Genomic DNA, 19,252 nt, shown 5'->3' with positions numbered 1-19,252 from the left:
TCTGCATCGAGGAGGATGGATGGACATCAAGGGCGCAGTTGCGTTGATAACCGGCGGGGCTTCGGGACTGGGGGCCGCAACCGCGAGGCGATTGCTCGACGCCGGAGCATCGGTAGTGCTGCTTGACCTCCACTCATCTCCCGGCGAGTCCCTCGCCGCCGAACTCAATGCCTCGGGAGCCGACGGCAGGGCCGTGTTCGTCCCCGCCGACGTCACCAACGAAGAACAAGTGCAGGCCGCCGTCGACGCTGCCGTCGCGCTGGGTCCGCTCCGGATCCTGGTCAGCTGCGCCGGCGTAGCAACCCCTGGGAAGGTGCTCGGCAAAGACGGCGTGCTGCCGCTCGAGAACTTCAACAGGGTCATCCAGATCAACCTCGTTGGCACCTTCAATGTGATCCGCCTGGCTGCCGCCGCCATGGCCCAAAACGAACCTGCGTCCACTGAGCTCGGTGGGGAGGAACGCGGCGTCATCATCAACACAGCCTCGGTGGCGGCTTTCGATGGGCAGATCGGGCAGCCTGCGTATGCCGCGTCCAAGGGAGCCGTGGCCGCTATGACGTTGCCCCTGGCCCGTGAATTCGCGCGCTCGCTGGTGCGTGTCGTGGCCATTGCGCCGGGCATCTTCGAAACACCCATGCTGGCCGGCTTGCCCCAGGACGCACAGCTCTCCCTCGGCCAGCAGGTACCGCACCCGGCCCGTCTTGGCCGCCCGGCCGAGTACGCCAACCTCGTGGCGCACATCGTGGAGAATGCCATGCTCAACGGTGAAACCATCCGCCTCGACGGCGCAATCCGGATGGCACCGAAGTGAGCGAGGCACACAAGCTAGCGGCCGCCGTCGAACACTCGGCTGGTTCCCTGCCCGATTTGCCCGGGGCGGACTTTTTCGATTTCGAATCCCTCCTCAGCGTCCAGGAACAGCGCAAGCTCAACGAGCTCCGGGAGTTCCTGGCCGCGGAGATCGCGCCGTATGCCAAGGATTGGTGGGACAAAGCTGAGTTCCCGGCGCACATCCTGCCCAAGCTCGCAGCGCTTCGCCTGAGCACCCCCACGCACCGCGGCTACAGCAACCTGTTTGCAGGGCTCGTGATCGCGGAAATGACCCGCGTGGACACCTCCATTGCCACGTTCTTCATGGTCCACCACGACCTTTTCATCGAGGCGCTCTACGAGTTCGGCTCCAAAGACCAGCAGGACCGCTACCTCGACGACGCCTCCAACCTCCGGACCACCGGAGCGTTCGCGCTCACGGAACCGGACCACGGCTCCGACGTGGCCGGCGGCCTGCAGACGGTGGCCCGCCGGGTCGCCGGGGGAGCCGACGACGGCGGCGACTACTGGGTGCTGAACGGCGCCAAACGCTGGATCGGCAACGGGACGTTCTGCGACCACATGCTGGTATGGGCCCGGGACGAAGCCGACGGCGCTATTCGCGGCTTCATCGTGGACGGCACGCTGCCCGGGGTGACGCGGACCAAGATCGAAAACAAGATTGCCCTGCGCACCGTGCAAAACGCCGACATTGTCCTCAAGGACGTCCGGATTGCCGAGGCGGATCGTTTTTCCGGGATCAACAGTTTCACCGACACCAACCACCTGCTGCGCGGATCCAGGCTGATGGTGGCCTGGCAGGCCGTGGGGCAGCAGTTGGCGGCATTCGACGTCGCCCGCCAGTATGCGCTTGACCGCCAGCAGTTCGGCCGCCCGCTGGCGAAGTTCCAACTCATCCAGCAGCAATTGGTGGACATGCTCGGAAATGCGGTGGCCAGCATGGGCATGATGGTGCGGATCGCCCAGCTGCAGGAGGACATCTACGCGGACAGCAAGGGAGTTCGGCACGGCGGAGCCCAAATGGCACAGGTGGCACTGGCCAAGGCGTACTGCAGCGCCCGGATGCGCGAAACCGTAGCCATGGGCCGGTCCATTCTGGGCGGGAACGGCATCGTGACCGATTACCGGATGGCCAAGATCTTTGCTGATGCCGAGGCGATCTACACGTATGAAGGATCGTTCGAGATCAACTCGCTCATCGTGGGCCGGGCCGTGACAGGGGTCTCCGCGATCGTTTGAGGTTTTCGCTTCAACCACTCGACAACTGGTCCTCGAGATTGAAGATTTCCGGGAGTTGGACGAATCCTTGGTCCGGCGCCCGTGCGTCGTCTTCGAACAGCAGTGCCATTGCTGCCTGCCAACGGGCGTTCACATCAGTAAGGGCCATGCGGGCTCGTGCCGCATCGAAATCGTCGCATTCCACGTATCCCACTAGCAGCCCGTCGTCGGCTAGGAACAACGAATAGTTGTTCCAGCCGGCCCCCTTGAGTTCACGGAGCATCTCCGGCCATACGGCCGCATGGCGGCGTCGATATTCGGGAATCTGGCTGGGTTTGACCGACGAACGGAAACAGACGCGCATGTGGGTTCTCCTCATTCTGTGAATCGTTTCATCCAAAGCGGACGAATCGCCGCAAATTGCGCAGCTTACCGGGTGCCGCTCCTGAGCCGGCGGTACTCCTCGCGCGGAACCGGCGTCGCGTCCGGGGTGCCCAGCTGATTGAGGGGGATGCGGTATGTTTCCCGGGCCGACCAGGCGGCCACGGCTCCGATGATGCAGATTCCGAAGCAGATGGACCCGATGATGAGCGGTACGTTCGCGGACCCTGGCGGGGCGATTGCCGCGAAGATACTCGGAAGGAACGCGGTGATGACGAGGCCGATGTTCTGCGAGATGGCGAATCCCGTGACGCGGGTGCGCGCGGGGAAGAGTTCCTGGAAGTAGCTGGCGAACGTTGCATTCCAGACTTGGTAGAGCGTGCCCCACATGAGGATCGAGAGGATGATCGTGAGCAGTACGTTGTTCTGGCTGACCGCGTACAGATAGGCGTAGGCCAGCACGCCGGAGCTCAATGAGCCGAAGATCATCAACGGCCTGCGGCCGAACCGGTCCGACAGATCTCCGAACAGGGGTATGAGGGCCAGGGCGACGACGTTGGCCAGGACCGGGATCCAGAGGTAGACGGTGGTGCTCATGCCGACGCCGTAGCCCGGCTGGGTGGCGTACGCGGCACCGAAGACTGCCACGGTGACGCCGACGACGTTGACCAGGGTCATGCAGATTGCGCGAACCACGTCGAGACCGCTTTCGCGCAGCACGCGGACGATCGGCATCTTCGGGATCTCTTGATGCGCCTTTTCTTCGGTGAAGATGGGGGTTTCTTCGACCCGGCGGCGGATCATGTACCCGGCGAACACCACAAGGGCGCTGAGGAGGAACGGAATGCGCCAACCCCAGGATTTGAACGATTCACTGGAGAGCATGGCAGAGAGCGGGAGGAAGACCGCGGCCGCGATAATCTGACCGGCCTGGGTACCCTGGAGCGCGAAGCTTGCATAGAAGCCCCGGCGGCCGAAGGGTGCGTGCTCCACGATCATGGCGCTGGCACCGCTCAGTTCGCCTGCAACTGCAAAGCCCTGGATGAGCCGGACGGCAACCAGCAGGACGGGTGCCAAGACGCCGACTTGGCCGTAGGTGGGCAATAATGCGACGGCGAAGGTCGACGCGCCCATCATCAACATGGCCAAGACCAGAACGTTCTTGCGGCCATGTTTGTCCCCCCACTGTCCCAGGACGAATGCGCCGATGGGGCGGGCCACGTAGCCCACGGCGTAGGTGCCAAGCGAAGCGATCAGCGCCACGGTTGGATTTCCGGCGGGGAAGAAAACGCCGGGAAAGACCAATGCAGCGGCCTGTGCATAGATGAACCAGTCGTAGTACTCAAGGGCGCTGCCGATCCAGCCGCTAGCTGCCGCTTTCCTCGTGGTGCTGGACTGTCGCGGTTCGATTGAACTTCGCTGCCTACTCGCGTCGATCTTCATATTGTCCTCCTTTGGACAAGTCGTTGGGGCCATTGGAAGGGCCTTCCCGTCTTTGGGTGTGGTTTCCAGTAGGAGGGCGGCGCCATCGCAAGAATCGGACTGAACTTCCGCTTGGTATGCGCTTTCCCATCTGGTAAGCGCTTTCCATGAGACACCCGCGCGGCCCCGCTGTCAAGGGTAAGTTGTAACGCCGGTCACAATGGCGCGGGCTATCGGGCCCGGCATGATCGGGTCATCGGTAGAGCCGCCGCGAACCCGGGGAACTAGGGCGAGCTCGTGCTCCTGCGGAGGGTGACGCTGCCCGCGACGGCCGCTGGACCGCCGTCGTCGTTGGAAAGGGCGGCCATGGTTGCCAGCCGTCCGATTTCCTCCAGTGGCAGGCTTACGGTGGAGAGCGCCGGCCGGAAGTCCCGGAGCCATTCGATGTCGTCGAACCCTGCGAGGCTGGCGTCGTGGGGGACCCTGAGCCCCTGGTCCCGCAACGCGGCGGCCACGCCGATGGCCATCACATCGTTGGTCGCGAAAATGCACAAGCGTTGCTCCGGCGCCGACTGGCCGGAGGCCTTGATCCGCCAGGCAAGTTCAATGCCCGCGTCGAAGCCGCCGTTCCGGTTGAACGCGACGTGCACAACATCCGCGGCGGGCTTGCCGGCGTCGGACAAGCCGCTTTGGAATCCCTTGACGCGCTCATCCGAAGTGGTCAGCCCCTCCGGCCCCGCCACAATGACGAACGGCCCTTTGTGGGTGCGCGCCAATTCCCGTGCCAGATCCCGCGCAAGTTGTTCGTTCGGCACGGCGATGGTGCGGTAGCTTTCCGTTTCGGCGACGCCCAGAATTGCCTGCCCGACGACGCCTACCCGCCCGCCGTTGCGGCAGTAGCGGTCCAGTTCGGCGGCTAGCTCGGTGTTCGCGCGGGCGTCTTCGGAACGTGTTGAACGCGATCCGGCGATGACGATCGACTCGGCCCGCCGTGCAGCGAAGGCAGCGACGGCATCCTTCTCCTCGGCGGGCGTCCCGTTGGTGGTGGCGAGCAGCACCATGCGGCGCTCCTGCCGCGCGGCGGCCTGCACACCTTGCGCTATCGCCGAAAAATATGGGTCCGCGATGTCGTGCACAATCAGGCCAATGAGGCCCGTGCTGGATTTCGCCAGGGCCTGGGCCTGGGCATTCGCGATGTAGCCGAGGGTGTCGGCCGCCTGCCGGACGCGCTCGGCGATGTCCGGTGCGGGGGTCCGGGCGGAACCATTGAGCACCCGGGAGGCTGTGGCGGGGGAGACGCCGGCCAGTTTGGCCACTTCGGACAGCGTGCTTGCAGTCACGGACAACTCCTCTTCAAAAGGCCGAGCCTCAGGCATCTTCGGCAACATCCGATTATTGCAGTCCCAACTAGCCGTGGGAAAGCGATTGCCAGACCCGGGTCGGCGTGTCATCATGAATGAATTGGGAATGCGCTTTCCCACCTCATAACTTTTCACCCGAAGAAGGACTCATGGGCTACGAAACAAAGACGATCCGAATCGCCATGAACGGCATCACCGGGCGGATGGGTTACCGCCAGCACTTGCTGCGTTCCATCCTCCCCATCCGCGACGCCGGGGGCTTCACCTTGGCAGACGGGACCCGCGTCCAGGTCGAACCGATCCTGGTCGGCCGCAACGAGGCCAAGATCCGCGAACTCGCCGAACTCCACAAGGTTTCCGAGTGGTCCACCGACCTGGACGCCGTCATCAACGACCCCACCGTCGACGTCGTTTTCGATGCGTCAATGACCAGCCTTCGTGCCGCGACGCTGAAGAAAGCCATGCGCGCCGGGAAGCACATCTTCACCGAAAAGCCGACGGCGGAGACGCTGGAAGAAGCCATCGAACTGGCCCGTATCGGCAAGGAATCCGGCGTCACGGCCGGCGTGGTGCACGACAAGCTGTACCTGCCGGGCCTGGTCAAACTGCGCCGCCTCGTGGATGAGGGATTCTTCGGCCGGATCCTCTCGATCCGCGGCGAGTTCGGCTACTGGGTCTTCGAAGGCGACGTCCAGTCAGCGCAGCGGCCATCCTGGAACTACCGCAAGGAAGACGGCGGAGGCATGACAACGGACATGTTCTGCCACTGGAACTACGTCCTGGAAGGCATCATCGGAAAGGTCAAGAGCGTCAACGCCAAGACCGCCACCCACATCCCGACCCGCTGGGACGAGCAGGGCAAGGAATATAAGGCCACGGCCGACGACGCCTCCTACGGCATCTTCGAGCTCGAGACCCCGGACGGAGACGACGTTGTCGGACAGATCAACTCCTCCTGGGCCGTCCGCGTCTACCGCGACGAACTCGTGGAGTTCCAGATCGACGGCACGCACGGTTCCGCCGTCGCGGGCTTGAACAAGTGCGTTGCGCAGCAGCGCGCCCACACGCCCAAGCCCGTCTGGAACCCGGACTTGCCCGTCACGGAGTCCTTCCGCAGTCAGTGGCAGGAAGTCCCCGCCAACGCCGCTCTGGACAACGGCTTCAAGCTGCAGTGGGAAGAATTCCTGCGCGACATCGTCGCCGGCAGGGAACACCGCTTCGGGCTCCTTTCCGCCGCCCGCGGCGTGCAGCTCGCCGAACTCGGCCTGCAGTCCTCGGCCGAGCGCCGCACCATCGATATCCCGGAGATCGTGCTCTGATGACTTCCCTTCTCCTTCCAAACCACGACGGCGGGACCCGCCTCTACAAGGTGCAGCCGGCCACGTCGTGGTCCAGGCCGACGGCACCGCTGACGTCCCGGCGCGCCTACGCCGCGGCACATGTCATCCCCGAAACGACGGCCGACAACACCCCGGGCGCCCCGGCGCACTTGGACTGGGACACCACGATGGCGTACCGGCATGAGCTGTGGTCCTACGGCCTCGGCGTTGCCGATGCCATGGACACCGCCCAACGCGGCATGGGCCTGGACTGGGCCGCCACGCAGCAGCTCATCAAGCGAACCGGCGTCGAAGCTGCGTCCGTGGTGGCGTCCGGCAACGCCGCCACTGCCGGCAAGAGCGTCCAGGACCTTGTCGCCTGCGGCGCCGGAACGGACCAGCTGGACCTGGACTCCGTCCCCGAGGGTCCCGCGGGTATCAAGGCCGTGCTGGACGCGTACCGCGAGCAGATTGCCGTCGTGAGCGAAGCAGGACCGAAGGTCATCATCATGGCGTCCCGGGCGCTGGCCAAAGTGGCTGCAAGCCCCGAGGACTACCTTCACGTCTACTCCACGCTCCTCAGCGAAGTGGACCAACCGGTCATCCTGCACTGGCTCGGGACGATGTTCGACCCCGCACTGGCCGGTTATTGGGGCTCGGACGACGTCGCCAAGGCAACCGAAACCTTCCTTGGCCTCATCCGCGATCACGCGGACAAAGTGGATGGCGTGAAAGTCTCGCTGCTGGACGCTTCGCATGAAGTTGCCCTGCGCGCGGCCCTGCCGGAAGGCGTCCGCCTCTACACCGGCGACGATTTCAACTACCCGGAACTGATCGACGGCGACGGCGCCCACCACTCGGACGCGCTGCTGGGCATCTTCGCCGCGATCTACCCTGCCGCTTCGGCGGCGCTGCAAAAGTACGACGCCGGCGACGCCGCTGACGCGCGCGCCATCCTGGACTCCACCCGCGAACTCGGCAAACACATCTTCAGTGCACCGACGTTCTACTACAAGACCGGGATCGCCTTCATGTCCTGGCTCAACGGCAAGCAGCCCGGATTCCAGATGGTCGGCGGACTGCATTCCGGCCGCTCCGTGATCCACCTGGCGCGCACCTTCGAACTCGCCGACCAGGCCGGGCTCCTGCGTGATCCCGCGCTGGCCGCGTTCCGGATGTCGGATTACCTTCGCATCAACGGAGTGAGCGCATGAGCGACATTTCACGATTGTCGGACTTTTCACGGCTTTCCTTGAACACTGCCACCACCAAGAAATGGACCCTCGCCGAAGCCGTGGACGGTTGCGTCCGGGCCGGAATTCCGGCGATCGGACCGTGGCGGGACATCGTTGCCGACACCGGCCTGGAGAAGGCCGCCAAGCTGATCAAGGACGCCGGACTTCGTGTCTCGTCCCTCTGCCGCGGCGGCTTCCTCACAGCGGCCGACGCCGAAGGGCAGGCAGCCGCTTTGGCGGATAACCGTGCAGCCGTCCTCGAAGCCGTCGCGCTGGATACGCAGGAGCTGTTCCTGGTGGTCGGCGGACTCGCCCCGGGAGAGAAGGACGTCGTCGCGGCCCGCCAGCGCGTGGCCGACCGCCTTGAGGACCTGGTGCCCTTCGCCGTCGAACACGGGGTCCGGCTGGTGCTCGAACCGCTGCACCCGATGTACGCCGCGGACCGGGCCCTCATCTCGACGCTCGGCCAGGCACTCGACCTTGCCGCACCCTACGAAGCAAAAGCCGTCGGCATCGCCGTCGACACCTTCCACGTGTGGTGGGATCCGGAACTGAAGCAGCAGATCCAGCGGGCCGGCCGGGAAAGCCGGATCGCGTCCTACCAGGTGTGCGATTTCAACCTTCCGATCGCCGCCGACGCCCTGCTCTCCCGCGGCATGATGGGCGACGGCGTGATCGACTTCCCGACGATCGGCGCCTGGGTGCGCGACGCCGGCTACACCGGCGACATCGAAGTGGAGATCTTCAACCAGGAAATCTGGGACGCCGACGGCGATTCGGTCCTGGAAACCATGAAGCAGCGCTACGCGGAACTCCTGCTGCCGTACGCCTAGACACCCAACGCAAAAGGCGGGGACTCAGTTTGAAATGAACTGAGCCCCCGCCTTTCTGCGTGCCTATCCTGCGGCGAAACCTCCGGCCATCAGCTCGGCAACCTCGGCCGGAGACAGCCTGCCGTCGACGATCCAGACCGTGAAGGTACGGACGAGAGATTCGCCTGCGGTGAGCTCCACTGGCCGCTCCCAGGCCAGGGCCGAGCCCACTGCTGGGTAATCCGCCATCCGGACGAACCAAGGATCCTGCGCCTCGGCCGGGGCGGCGAACACCAGTGTGGCGGGACCTTCAGGGAAGTCTGCTGCCCAGGCCAGCCATGGCGACGCCGAGCCGTGGACTTCGGGTTCACCGCGACTTTCCGCTGTGAAGACTTCTGCCCCGGCGGGGGCGGGCAAACGCCAGAAGAAGCCGCCGTAGCCGCTTCCGAGGGCGCCGTTCGAGCCGGGACTGCCAAGTGAGGAGTCGACGACGGCGGTCAGTTCCGTTCTTAGCTCCAGTTGCCACGTGCGGTGGTCAAGCTGCCCGGAGCGGGTGGTGCGGCGTTCGCGGAGAAGTTCTGTGCCGTCCGGTGCCTGCCAGCTCAATTCCTGCCCCAGAAGGCCTGGGCCGGACGTGGCGGACACCTCGATGATGCGCCCGTGGTCCTGCCGTTCTTCGTAACGGCCGGACGCACGGACGTACGTCTTGCCGCCCCAGAAATTGGTTCCGTTCACATCCTGCAATGCGAATCCCGCGCCGAGGTGCCAGGAGTGGTCCGCTGGCAGATGGTCGGTAACGGTGACTCCGGCGAGGGTTCGGACCGGGTGCAGATAGGGCCGCGGGGAGAGCCGCGCGGCGAGGCCGGCGCCGCTCTGCAGGGTTGCCAACACAGCAGCGCGGCCCTGCTCGCCGCCGCCAGGCAGACTCAAAACCGGCCGCTCGGCGTCGACGGCTGGTCGCGCCCAAGGCAAGCCAAGTTCGCTGAAGGTGGCGTGCGCCGCCGTCGCGCGTTCCAGCGCATCTTCGATACCGACGATCACCGCTCGGGCGGCCTCACCCTCGCCTTCCCAAGTCACGTACTGCTCCGGGATCATTGCGGGAGATTCTGCGGTGCGGATGGCCTCCAGGACCTGCATGAAGGCGCCGCTGTCCGCGAGCGGGCTGATCAGCGGCGCGCCGGTTGCGGAGCCGATCGTTCCCGTAACCGGCGTCGAGCGACGATGCTCCAGCAGGTCCTCGGTGAGGTCCACCCGGTTGTATACGGTTTCGCGCGCTCCGGCGGCAGAGCTGACCGTGAGGCGGTCTTCGGTGTAATAGAACATCGCCGTGCCCTCGCTACCCTGCAGGGTGATATACGGTTCCACGGATTCGGCGGCGCAAAGAGTGAGCGCGCATGTGATCGGCAGGCCCGCGGCTGTGCGGATCCGGATCACGGAGGTGTCGTCCGATTCGATGTCATTGGCGCGGTACAGGTCCGTTTCCACGGAAGCGAGATCGTCCACGGTTTTCGCCCCGGCGATCCTCAGGGCGGTGGCGATGGCGTGCGCCAGCGGGTTGGTTGCCACGCCGTCCACGACGTCGATACCGTCCAGGCTGCGTTTGCCCGCCCATCGGGAGCGCTTGTAATAGGCGCGGTCACGCACCCAACGTCCCGTAGCTGTGATGCCCAGGAGCGTGCCGATCTCTCCCGCCGCAAGCAGTTCCTCGATGGCCTGGAGGGCCCGGGATCCGAGGCTTTGGAAGCCGACCTGGACGCTCCTGCCGGCTGCGGTGGCGGCTTCCTGCAAACGATTGAAGTCGGCGAGGGAAGCGACCGGAGGCTTCTCGAGGTACAGGTCGGCGTGGGGGAGCGTTGAGAGGGCGAGCTGCGCGTGTGTCTGGATGGGGGTGGCCACAATGACCAGGTCCAGTGCGGGGGTTCCCGCCAGAAGCTCGTCCAAGGTGCCGAAGACTGCAGTTCCGGGCGGGAGGGCGCCGCGGGCAGGCGGATTCGGATCCGCTACGGCAACAAGGCGCACGACGCCGTTGGCCTGGAGCCTTTCGAGGTTCTGCAGGTGGTGCGCGCCGAAGCCGTGGACCCCCACGAGGGCCACTCGGCTTGCTTCATGGCTGGGCTGTTTGCGTTCTGCCGGGACGGGCGTGGACAGGGTGCCCATGGCTCTCCTCATCTATCCCCGGGGGTGGGGTTGCTGACGTCGGTGTCGTTCCAGGAGCGCTTGGTAAGCGCTTTCCAAGAAGAGTGTACCGTGCCTTAAGGGAGATGTAACGCCCTTGGTTTAGACGATCCGGCCGGCCGGCAGTTTCTCCCCGGCCTCGACGGCCACGTCGATCGAATTTCCCGCCACGGGCATGGGGCATGTGCCATAAGGGGTGAAGGCGCTGGGGTAGTTGATGGCGCGGTTGAAGTCGAGCACTACGGAACCGTCAGGCCGGGGCCGCGAGACGGCCAGCTTGCGCCATTCGTCCGTGGTGTTGCCGTTCGTTTCGTCGTGGAAAGTGACGGTGAGTGCTCCGAGTTTCTCGGCCTCGGCGTGCAGGCGGATCTCGTGGGGAAGGCCAGGCGCCCGGAAAACGACCTCACCCACCGATCGGTGCACCCCGTCCACCAACGGGTTGGCTGTTCCGATGGGTACATCCACCGGCTCCGGGTAGGCCTCGAAACGGCCTCCAAGCACCCAGTCCGGGTTGTAGTCATAGGTGGGAACGGCGTCGAACTCCGTCAGTACCGGCGAGGAGTTGTCCCTCGTGCGTATGGCGTACTTGTCCGCGCGCATGGCCAGTTCGACCGCCACCTCCGTGCCATCCGCGCCGCCGAACTGCACCCACATGAGCGATTCCTCGTCCTGGAGGGTAGCCGAAATCGTGCCGTCCACCGGAGCTCCCGTTTCCACGAGCGTGAGTCCGTCCGCCGCGCTAGCGGTGAGTGTCGCCGTCGTGCCGTCCGTAGACCAGAGCCCCGGGACGAGCTCGACGGCGGCGGGTTCGGATTCGAGCCACTGGAAGGAGGTGAGGGTCAGCCAGCCGTGGTCCGCTGCGAGGGCGGCGTTGCGGCCGTTGCGGAAACGCTGCCAGCGTTCCAGCTGGGCGTTGCTTGCGGGGGCTGTTGCGCTCATGGTTCCTCCAGCGGGTAGGGCGGTGTTCGTTGGCTTAACCATGCACCCGTCGCCACCATTCCCGGAACCCAACTAACTAGCAGTAGATGTCGTTTTGACGGCTCATAACGACAACAACTGCTAGTCAGTTGGGCGGCCCGAGGCGGCCAGGGCGCGCAGGCGGAACCTGCGACAACATTTGAGACGGATTGCCACCCCTATAAGAGCTGCGGGTAAGATTCCCTAGGAATATTAGTAATCCGGCTCACAGTATCCAGCGCAGTGTACGGGCCACACCCAACGCCAGAAGGTATTTTTCATGGTTGACACTGCACATCTCAGCACCGACCTTGCCGCGGAATTGCGGGCCGATGTCCGTCGCGTCTCCACGCTTCTCGGAGAGTCGTTGGTCCGCCAGCATGGCCCCGAGTTGCTCCAGCTTGTCGAGCAAGTGCGCCTGCTCACCAAGGAATCCAAGGAAGCCGCCCGCGGCGGCGCTGACGCCACGGGTCCGTGGAGCGCGCACGACGTCGTCGCCCAGGTCCGCGAGTTGCTTGCGTCCTTGCCCCTTGAGGAAGCCACTGAGCTGGTCCGCGCCTTCGCCTTCTATTTCCACCTCGCCAACGCCGCCGAGCAAGTGCACCGCGTCCGCGGACTGCGCACCCGCCAGGAAAAGGACGGCTGGTTGGCCAAAGCCGTGGCCGAGATCGCCGACGAAGCTGGAACCCAGGCCCTGCAGGACGTCGTCAACGAGCTGGACGTTCGTCCTATTTTCACCGCGCACCCCACCGAGGCCTCGCGGCGTTCTGTACTGGACAAGATCCGCAAGCTCTCGGACGTCCTGGCCGAATCCACTGCTGAGGGCACGGCCGCGCGTCGCCGACAGGACCGCCAGCTCGCCGAGATCATCGACCAGATGTGGCAGACCGACGAGCTGCGCCAAGTCCGCCCCACTCCCGTGGACGAGGCCCGCAACGCCATCTACTACCTGAGCAGCATCCTGACCGATGCCATGCCGGAAATGCTCACGGACCTTTCCGAGCTGCTGGGGGAGCACGGCGTCGTCCTGCCGGCTCACAACGCCCCCATCCGCTTCGGTTCCTGGATCGGCGGGGACCGCGACGGCAACCCGAACGTCACCGCTTCCGTCACGCGAGAGATCCTGCAGCTGCAGAACCAGCACGCCGTGCGGATCAGCATCTCGATGATCGACGAACTGATTTCCGTCCTCTCCAACTCGACCGCCCTGGTGGACGCGGAAGAGGACCTCCTGGACTCGATCGCCGTCGACCTCAAGAACCTGCCCGGTTTGGACAAGCGCATCCTGGAACTGAACGCGCAAGAGCCCTACCGCCTCAAACTGACCTGCATCAAAGCCAAGCTCATCAACACGGGCCGCCGCGTGTCTGCATCGAGCCACCATGAACCTGGGCGCGACTACGCCTCCACCTCGGAACTCCTGGCAGAGCTCGAGTTGTTGGAAGCCTCGCTGCGCAAGCACTCGGCTGTGCTCGTGGCCGACGGCGCCCTTGCGCGGGTCCGCCGCGCGATCGCTTCCTTCGGGCTGCACTTGGCGACCCTCGACATCCGTGAACACGCCGACTACCACCATGACGCCGTCGGGCAGCTGGTGGACCGGATCGGCGTCGGAACTCCTTACGGCGAGTTGAGCCGCGCCGAGCGCTTCGAACGGCTGAGCGCGGAGCTGGCTTCGCGCCGACCGCTGTCCGGCCACCCCATCAAGCTCGACGGCGACGGCGACCGCACCTACGACGTCTTCCGCAGCATCCGCCACGCGCTCCAGACGTACGGGCCCGACGTCGTCGAAACCTACATCATCTCCATGACGCGCGGTGCGGACGACGTCCTGGCTGCCGCCGTGCTGGCCCGCGAAGCCGGACTGATCGACCTGTTCGGCGCCGCTCCGTACGCCAAGATCGGGTTCGCTCCGCTTCTGGAGACCGTGGAGGAGCTGCGCGCTTCGGCCGAAATCGTGGACCTGCTGCTCTCCGATCCGTCCTACCGTTCCCTGGTGCGGCTGCGTGGCGATGTCCAGGAGATCATGCTGGGCTACTCGGACTCCAACAAGGAATCCGGCGTCATGACCAGCCAGTGGGAGATCCACAAGACCCAGCGCAAGCTGCGCGACGTCGCCGCCAAGCACGGCGTGAACGTCCGGCTGTTCCATGGCCGCGGTGGTTCCGTGGGCCGTGGTGGCGGGCCCACCTACGACGCCATCATGGCCCAGCCCAACGGAGTGCTCGAAGGGGCCATCAAGTTCACCGAGCAGGGCGAAGTCATCTCGGACAAGTACTCCTTGCCGGAGCTCGCCCGCGAAAACCTTGAGCTCTCCCTGGCCGCCGTGATGCAGGGGTCCGCGCTGCACCGCACCCCGCGCACTTCCGACGACGAGCGTGAGCGCTACGGACACGTCATGGAGATCATTTCCGACGCCGCGTTTGCCCAGTACCGTTCTCTGATCGACGATCCGGACCTGCCCGCGTATTTCCTGGCTTCGACGCCTGTGGAGCAGCTCGGATCCTTGAACATCGGCTCGCGGCCGTCCAAGCGTCCTGATTCCGGTGCCGGACTGGGCGGTCTTCGGGCTATCCCGTGGGTGTTCGGTTGGACCCAGTCGCGGCAGATCGTTCCGGGCTGGTTCGGCGTGGGCTCAGGCTTGAAGGCCGCGCGCGAGGCAGGCAACACCGCCGAGCTTGCAGAGATGATGAAGCGCTGGCACTTCTTCCAGTCCGTGATTTCCAACGTGGAGATGACGCTGGCCAAGACGGACATGGACATCGCCGGGCACTACGTGTCTTCGCTGGTTCCGGAAGAGCTGCATCACCTGTTCAAGGCAATCCGCGCTGAGTACGATCTCACGGTTGCCGAGGTGGAACTCCTGAGCGGCGAAACCGAGCTCTTGGAAGCCCAGCCGACGCTCAAGCGTTCCCTCGAAATCCGCGACCAATACCTCGACCCCATCAGTTACCTGCAGGTGGAGTTGTTGCGCCGCGTCCGTGAAGCTTCCATTTCCGGTGCCGAGATCGACGAACGCCTCCAGCGGGCCATGCTCATCACCGTCAACGGCGTGGCCGCCGGCCTCCGCAACACCGGATAGCCAGTTCCCTCCAGTCCCTTCCGACGCTCGCTCACTTATGTGGGTCTTTTGGCGCACGCTCGCTCACATCATGTGAGCGAGCGTCGGGCCGGGAGGGCTTGTTTGTGAGCGGGCGTCCGGCCGGGAGGGCTTGTTTGTGAGCGAGCGTCCGGGGTGTCCGACGCTCGCTCACTTATGCGGGCGTTCAGCGGAACGCTCGCTCACATCTGGTCCGTAATCCACCACGATCGTCATGCGGGCCACGCCGTCGTCGGAATACGACAGGGTGCTGACCGGAACGCCATAGAGGCGCGAGAGCTCGACGTCGGTCAGCAGCTCTGCGGCGCCACCGGCGCGCGCGCCGGTCCGGCCCAAGAGGACCACTTGGCTGGCAAGGTGCATCGCGTGATCCGGATGATGCGTGCTCAGGAGCAACGCCATGCCGTCGGCCATGAGTTCGCGCAGCAGCGTCAAGACCCTCACCTGGTTCTTCAGGTCGAGCCCGGTGACCGGCTCGTCGAGGACCAGGAGGGGTGAGCCCGCGGCGATGGCGCGGGCGATCAGGACCAGCTGCTGCTCTCCGCCGCTCAGGGTGGGGAAGAGCCTGTCTTGCAGCTCGGCGGTGCCCACCCGTTCCATTGCTTCGAAGGCTGCCGCGCGATCGGCATTGCCCGGCGTGCGGAAGACTCCGACATGCTTCGCGCGCCCCATGAGCACCATGTCGAGGGCGCGGTAGGCGAAGGCGCTGCCATGTGCCTGGGGCACGAACCCCGCGCTCTGCTCCCGAAGAACCACACCTTCCACAGGTGCCAGCAGTCCGGCAGCACACCGGACCAAGGTGGTCTTGCCGCTTCCGTTCGGTCCGAGAACTGCGGTGGCGGTGCCCGGGGACACCGTGAAGCTCACCTCCCGAAAGACCCAGTTCCGCGGGTTGTAGCCAAAGCCCACCTGGTCCAGCTCAAGCACTCTCCCAGATCCTCTCCCGGTTGCGGCGAAGGAGCAGGAAGAACACGGGTGCGCCGATCAGCGCAGTGAGGACGCCCAGGGGGATCTCTCCGGCGGTCGCCGTGCGGGCCACGGTATCCACCAAGACGATGTAGGCGGCGCCGAGCAGGAACGAGACTGGAAGCAGCACCCGGTGGTCGGGCCCCACCCACATGCGGGCAAGGTGCGGAATCACGAGGCCCACCCAGCTCACCGCGCCGCTGACGGCGACGGCTCCGGCCACGATCAGGGCCACCGCAAGCAGCACCACCCAACGCAGTGACCGCGGCCGCACGCCCAGGGCCGCGGCGTCGTCGTCGCCCAATGACAGCACATTGATCCGCCAGCGCAGGGCGAGGAGTACGACGGCGCCAGCCAGGATGGGGATCACGGCCACCAACACTTTGGTGTAGGTCGCTGTGGCCACGCTGCCGAGCAGCCAGAAAACGATGGCGGGCAGGGTGGTGTTGGGATCCGCGACATATGTCACCAACGCGACGAGGGCCGAGAAGAACGATCCCGTGACCACGCCGCCCAGCACGACCATCAGCATCGGCGTACCTCCACGGCCCGAGGTGATCAGGAACAGGGTCGCGAGGGCGAGCAGGCCGAACGCGAAAGAGCCTGTGACCAGGAGCGCGGACTCCAGGCCCAGGAGCAACGCGAGCGCCCCACCGAACGAGGCTCCGGCCGAGACGCCGATGATTTCCGGGCTGACCAGCGGGTTACGGAAAACGGCCTGCAGGGCTGCGCCGCCGAGCGCCAGTCCGCCGCCCACCAGTGCGGCGAGGAGGATCCGGGGCATCCGGACAAGCAACACGACGTTCTGCTCCGTGCCGCTCGCATCGTTGGGGAATGGGGCCAGACGGGAGGCCAGAATCTCGACGACGTGTCCCAGCGGAACGCTGTAGCGGCCCACCGCGAGCGCGACCAGCGCTGCCGCGACGAGGAACAGGGCCGCCAGGCCGATGGGGACGACGACGGCGGGTTCGCGCCGCTGGTCGCGCGGTGCCAGCCCGGTTCCTGCGCGCGCGGGAGGAGTACGACGGCGCTCGAGGCCTGGGCCGCTGCGGTTCAGGCCGCGTTGCCTGGGGTGGTGACGCAGGCGGGGAGGGCTGGTTTCATCAAGCATTGAATTGCTGGTAGTTGGCGGAGACGCTGTTGTTGGAAGTCCAGAGGATTTTGTTCAGTTCGTCCGCCGTAGGCTCGTGGTTGTACAGGAAGCGGAAGTAGTCGCCGACCTTGCTCCGGAGCGGAGATTTGTCCTGGGGGAAGGCGATATCGGCGAGCCAATGCCACATGAGCGGCGATTCCTGCCCGGGGGGATCCCAGCGGTACCCGCCAAGCGGCACTTTGTAGACCCTGCGCGAGCGCACGGCGGAAACGTTCTGCCATACGGGGTCGGAGTAGATGTCTTTGGGCATCGCATTGTCGAAATTGCCCAGCAGAATGACCTCAGGGTCCCACTTGAGCACCTGTTCCACGTCCAGGCCGATCATCCCGGAGCCAGGCAGCGGGTCCTTTCCGGTAGCAGGGTTGGTGGCCCCGATGAGCTTGATGTAGAAGTCGTTGTAGCTGTTGGCACCCGCGACTTTGAGGCCGCCCATGAACCTGTTGAAATACAGTACGCTAGGCCCTTTGCTGGTCCGTGCGGCTGCCTGAGACTTGATGTCGGCCAGTTCTTGATCGCTCCGGGCCTTGATCTGCACGGCACGCTCGGGTTTTCCCAGCATTGCGGCGAACATCGCGATCCAGGCGTCCACATCCTGCTGGGTGCCTGTGTTCTTCAGTCCAATGACAGTGAGGCCGGCTTTCTCAAGCGGCTCGACGAGTTGCGCATCCGACCACTGGATCACGACATCGGGATTCAGGGCGCGCACGCTCTCCACGTTCGGAGTGAAGTCCTGCGCGGCGATATCGTGCGGGATGTCCAGGGCGCGCGGAAACATGGTTCCCATGACGCCGTCGCGCATGGCCACCCACGAAACGTTGTGCATCGCGGCCAAGTGATCCGAGCTTTGGTCGACGGCGACCAGCAGCGATGCCGCCGGCATCGGGATCGTGACCACCCGCGTCACGGGACGGGCAAAGATCGCAGTCTTGCCGCGCTGGTCGGTGACGCTGATGCTCGATGCGGACAACACTGCAGAAGCCGACGACGGCGACGCGGAGCCGGCTGGGCTGCTGCATCCGGCGAGGACCGTGGCGGAGCCGCCAGCCATGAGGATCTGGAGGGCTGTGCGGCGGTCTAGCTCGGAGGTTCCCATGGTCTGACCCCTCTGTGCGTCGGTCTTCACAGCATCCGCTCGTAGGGTTTGGGTGTCAACGATTTTGGGGCCGCGAAGGACCGCGAATCCCTTGTTCCGGGTCTGCCCCGGTGCTACTTTCAAGGGACCCTTGTAGAAGGTGGCCACGCGATGATCGTCGATGGTGCGCAGTTGTTCGTCCGCTACGCTTATCCGCCGAATGCCCGGGGCAGTTGCGGGCCCCCGGACAGCGACGCGCTGCTTCACTATGGCCAATCAGGCGTCACTGATCAAGGACTGCGGCAGCTCGCCAAGGGCTTCGCGGGAGCGTGGCCGTACCTTGAGTTGATCGCGGGTTCCACCGGGATAGCTGATCCACTTGATGCACGCGTTGTGGAGGCTTATTGGGTGGGCAACAGCCTGTTGGATTCCGTCGGCATCACGAACATCGGCAACTCGATGGAAGACCGGTTCCGGGCCCGCACTGGCCTGCAGTTCCCGCACTTGGTTGAAGGCGTCCTGGCAGGCGGAGTGCCGCACCACAGCTTCCACGTCTTCGAGATCTATCCGTGGCTTGGCCTGCTCCGCGACGAGCGACGCTACGCAACCGCTTTGAACGTGCTTGACCGGTGCCGGATCCGCTGGGGCGAGGTCCTGGCCATCACCGGCGACGAAGCCGTGGTCAGTTCGAGGCCGCTCGTATGGGACGGTTTGGCGCTGGGCGTTGGTGAACCCGTGGTGGAGTCGGCCAAGTTCGCCGTCAATGGAAGCGGGTTTATCGCCGGACTAAGCGTCGGCGACACCGTCTCGCTGCACTGGGACTGGGTGTGCGACCGGCTCGCGCCGCACCAGCTCCAGCAGCTGAAACACTTCACGGCACGCCATCTCAAGATCGCCAACACCGGCGTTGAACACCGCGGCGCGGCGATCGCCCTCGAACACTAGATGCAGAATTTAACGTTCAGCCCTCGACGGCGGCCCGTCTGGCTTCCGCCGTGCTGGCTTCCGCTTGAGGCTCCCGCGGCTGGCCCATCAGTTCCAGGCCGCTGAGGGCACGTTCCGCGCCCGCGGCATCCACGCGCTCCAAGGCAAATCCCATGTGGATGAGGACCCAAGTCCCCGGTTCCAGCGGGCCCTCGTCCAAGAGCCCGATGTTGATCTTCCGTTGCACGCCAGCGACATCCACAAGGGCGAGCTGGTTGCCGTAGCCTTCAAGAAGCTCGATGACCTGGCCAGGTATTCCGAGGCACATG

16 protein-coding genes are annotated in these 19,252 nt (G+C 65.1%); 7 read left to right on the top strand and 9 right to left on the bottom strand.

Annotation, left to right across the window (positions count from 1 at the left end):
• Nucleotides 1-19 precede the first annotated feature (19 nt).
• Together ABEA18_RS18530 and ABEA18_RS18525 are read left to right on the top strand one after the other, a co-directional pair.
• A complete protein-coding gene (locus ABEA18_RS18530) occupies nt 20-811 on the top strand; it encodes an SDR family NAD(P)-dependent oxidoreductase (protein ID WP_345451562.1) in 792 nt (263 codons plus the stop codon).
• On the top strand, nt 808-2,070 hold the full coding sequence (locus tag ABEA18_RS18525) for an acyl-CoA dehydrogenase family protein (protein ID WP_345451561.1): 1,263 nt from the start codon (nt 808-810) through the stop codon (nt 2,068-2,070). The genes ABEA18_RS18530 and ABEA18_RS18525 overlap by 4 nt, the downstream gene beginning before the upstream one ends.
• Nucleotides 2,071-2,080: 10 nt before the next feature.
• Here the strand turns inward: ABEA18_RS18525 and ABEA18_RS18520 are convergent, their stop codons facing one another.
• The 3 genes from ABEA18_RS18520 to ABEA18_RS18510 form a co-directional block, all read right to left on the bottom strand.
• Entirely contained in the window at nt 2,081-2,413 is a 333-nt protein-coding gene (locus ABEA18_RS18520; RefSeq protein ID WP_345451625.1) for an L-rhamnose mutarotase, read from the bottom strand.
• Nucleotides 2,414-2,478: 65 nt separating this feature from the next.
• A complete protein-coding gene (locus ABEA18_RS18515) occupies nt 2,479-3,873 on the bottom strand; it encodes an MFS transporter (protein WP_345451559.1) in 1,395 nt (464 codons plus the stop codon).
• Nucleotides 3,874-4,136: 263 nt separating this feature from the next.
• Nucleotides 4,137-5,192: a LacI family DNA-binding transcriptional regulator gene (locus tag ABEA18_RS18510; RefSeq protein WP_345451557.1), complete on the bottom strand. Its 1,056-nt coding sequence runs from the start codon at nt 5,190-5,192 to the stop codon at nt 4,137-4,139.
• A 170-nt stretch (nt 5,193-5,362) separates the two neighbouring features.
• Here ABEA18_RS18510 and ABEA18_RS18505 point away from each other — a divergent pair, with 170 nt between their 5' ends.
• Genes ABEA18_RS18505 through ABEA18_RS18495 form a run of 3 tightly spaced genes read left to right on the top strand, consistent with a single transcriptional unit; the run spans nt 5,363 to nt 8,600 of the window.
• On the top strand, nt 5,363-6,532 hold the full coding sequence (locus ABEA18_RS18505) for a Gfo/Idh/MocA family protein (RefSeq protein ID WP_345451555.1): 1,170 nt from the start codon (nt 5,363-5,365) through the stop codon (nt 6,530-6,532).
• Complete coding sequence (locus tag ABEA18_RS18500) at nt 6,532-7,746, top strand: dihydrodipicolinate synthase family protein (RefSeq protein WP_345451554.1); 1,215 nt, start codon at nt 6,532-6,534, stop codon at nt 7,744-7,746. Before ABEA18_RS18505 ends, ABEA18_RS18500 begins: the two co-directional genes overlap by 1 nt.
• 14 nt (nt 7,747-7,760) lie before the next feature.
• Nucleotides 7,761-8,600, top strand: coding sequence for a sugar phosphate isomerase/epimerase family protein (locus tag ABEA18_RS18495; RefSeq protein WP_345451623.1), 840 nt, complete (start codon nt 7,761-7,763; stop codon nt 8,598-8,600).
• A gap of 63 nt (nt 8,601-8,663) precedes the next feature.
• Here the strand turns inward: ABEA18_RS18495 and ABEA18_RS18490 are convergent, their stop codons facing one another.
• Nucleotides 8,664-10,736 carry a DUF6807 family protein gene (locus ABEA18_RS18490; RefSeq protein WP_345451552.1) on the bottom strand — a complete coding sequence of 691 codons (2,073 nt, stop codon included), beginning with the start codon at nt 10,734-10,736 and terminating at the stop codon, nt 8,664-8,666.
• A gap of 120 nt (nt 10,737-10,856) precedes the next feature.
• On the bottom strand, nt 10,857-11,693 hold the full coding sequence (locus ABEA18_RS18485; protein ID WP_345451550.1) for a DUF1684 domain-containing protein: 837 nt from the start codon (nt 11,691-11,693) through the stop codon (nt 10,857-10,859).
• A gap of 298 nt (nt 11,694-11,991) precedes the next feature.
• Between ABEA18_RS18485 and ppc the strand changes: the two genes are divergently transcribed.
• Entirely contained in the window at nt 11,992-14,790 is a 2,799-nt protein-coding gene (gene ppc, locus ABEA18_RS18480; RefSeq protein WP_345451548.1) for a phosphoenolpyruvate carboxylase, read from the top strand.
• A 168-nt stretch (nt 14,791-14,958) separates the two neighbouring features.
• Here the strand turns inward: ppc and ABEA18_RS18475 are convergent, their stop codons facing one another.
• From ABEA18_RS18475 to ABEA18_RS18465, 3 genes are read right to left on the bottom strand one after another with little or no spacing between them, the layout of a single operon-like run.
• Nucleotides 14,959-15,735 (bottom strand): ABC transporter ATP-binding protein, encoded by a 777-nt coding sequence (locus ABEA18_RS18475; RefSeq protein ID WP_345451546.1) that lies wholly within the window; start codon nt 15,733-15,735, stop codon nt 14,959-14,961.
• Nucleotides 15,728-16,885, bottom strand: coding sequence for a FecCD family ABC transporter permease (locus ABEA18_RS18470; RefSeq protein ID WP_345451544.1), 1,158 nt, complete (start codon nt 16,883-16,885; stop codon nt 15,728-15,730). Before ABEA18_RS18470 ends, ABEA18_RS18475 begins: the two co-directional genes overlap by 8 nt.
• Nucleotides 16,878-18,167, bottom strand: coding sequence for an ABC transporter substrate-binding protein (locus tag ABEA18_RS18465; RefSeq protein ID WP_345451542.1), 1,290 nt, complete (start codon nt 18,165-18,167; stop codon nt 16,878-16,880). Before ABEA18_RS18465 ends, ABEA18_RS18470 begins: the two co-directional genes overlap by 8 nt.
• Nucleotides 18,168-18,170: 3 nt before the next feature.
• Between ABEA18_RS18465 and ABEA18_RS18460 the strand changes: the two genes are divergently transcribed.
• Entirely contained in the window at nt 18,171-18,944 is a 774-nt protein-coding gene (locus ABEA18_RS18460; RefSeq protein ID WP_345451540.1) for a DUF6390 family protein, read from the top strand.
• A 16-nt stretch (nt 18,945-18,960) separates the two neighbouring features.
• Here ABEA18_RS18460 and ABEA18_RS18455 read toward each other — a convergent pair whose 3' ends face one another.
• Nucleotides 18,961-19,251, bottom strand: a complete 291-nt coding sequence (locus ABEA18_RS18455) for a HypC/HybG/HupF family hydrogenase formation chaperone (RefSeq protein WP_345451538.1) — start codon at nt 19,249-19,251, stop codon at nt 18,961-18,963.
• Nucleotide 19,252: the final 1 nt, after the last annotated feature.

Origin of the sequence: Arthrobacter gyeryongensis (assembly GCF_039543785.1) — a bacterium.
Lineage (GTDB): Bacteria > Actinomycetota > Actinomycetes > Actinomycetales > Micrococcaceae > Arthrobacter > Arthrobacter gyeryongensis.
Note: the sequence above shows the minus strand (reverse complement) of the source record. Positions and strands in the feature narration are given on the sequence as shown.

Coding starts and splice junctions, on each gene's coding strand:
- ABEA18_RS18470 (WP_345451544.1), bottom strand. CDS start 16,885: ATGCTTGATGAAACCAGCCCTCCCCGCCTGCGTCACCACCCCAGGCAA.
- ppc (WP_345451548.1), top strand. CDS start 11,992: ATGGTTGACACTGCACATCTCAGCACCGACCTTGCCGCGGAATTGCGG.
- ABEA18_RS18515 (WP_345451559.1), bottom strand. CDS start 3,873: ATGAAGATCGACGCGAGTAGGCAGCGAAGTTCAATCGAACCGCGACAG.
- ABEA18_RS18460 (WP_345451540.1), top strand. CDS start 18,171: ATGATCGTCGATGGTGCGCAGTTGTTCGTCCGCTACGCTTATCCGCCG.
- ABEA18_RS18520 (WP_345451625.1), bottom strand. CDS start 2,413: ATGCGCGTCTGTTTCCGTTCGTCGGTCAAACCCAGCCAGATTCCCGAA.
- ABEA18_RS18490 (WP_345451552.1), bottom strand. CDS start 10,736: ATGGGCACCCTGTCCACGCCCGTCCCGGCAGAACGCAAACAGCCCAGC.
- ABEA18_RS18455 (WP_345451538.1), bottom strand. CDS start 19,251: ATGTGCCTCGGAATACCTGGCCAGGTCATCGAGCTTCTTGAAGGCTAC.
- ABEA18_RS18505 (WP_345451555.1), top strand. CDS start 5,363: ATGGGCTACGAAACAAAGACGATCCGAATCGCCATGAACGGCATCACC.
- ABEA18_RS18485 (WP_345451550.1), bottom strand. CDS start 11,693: ATGAGCGCAACAGCCCCCGCAAGCAACGCCCAGCTGGAACGCTGGCAG.
- ABEA18_RS18500 (WP_345451554.1), top strand. CDS start 6,532: ATGACTTCCCTTCTCCTTCCAAACCACGACGGCGGGACCCGCCTCTAC.
- ABEA18_RS18530 (WP_345451562.1), top strand. CDS start 20: ATGGACATCAAGGGCGCAGTTGCGTTGATAACCGGCGGGGCTTCGGGA.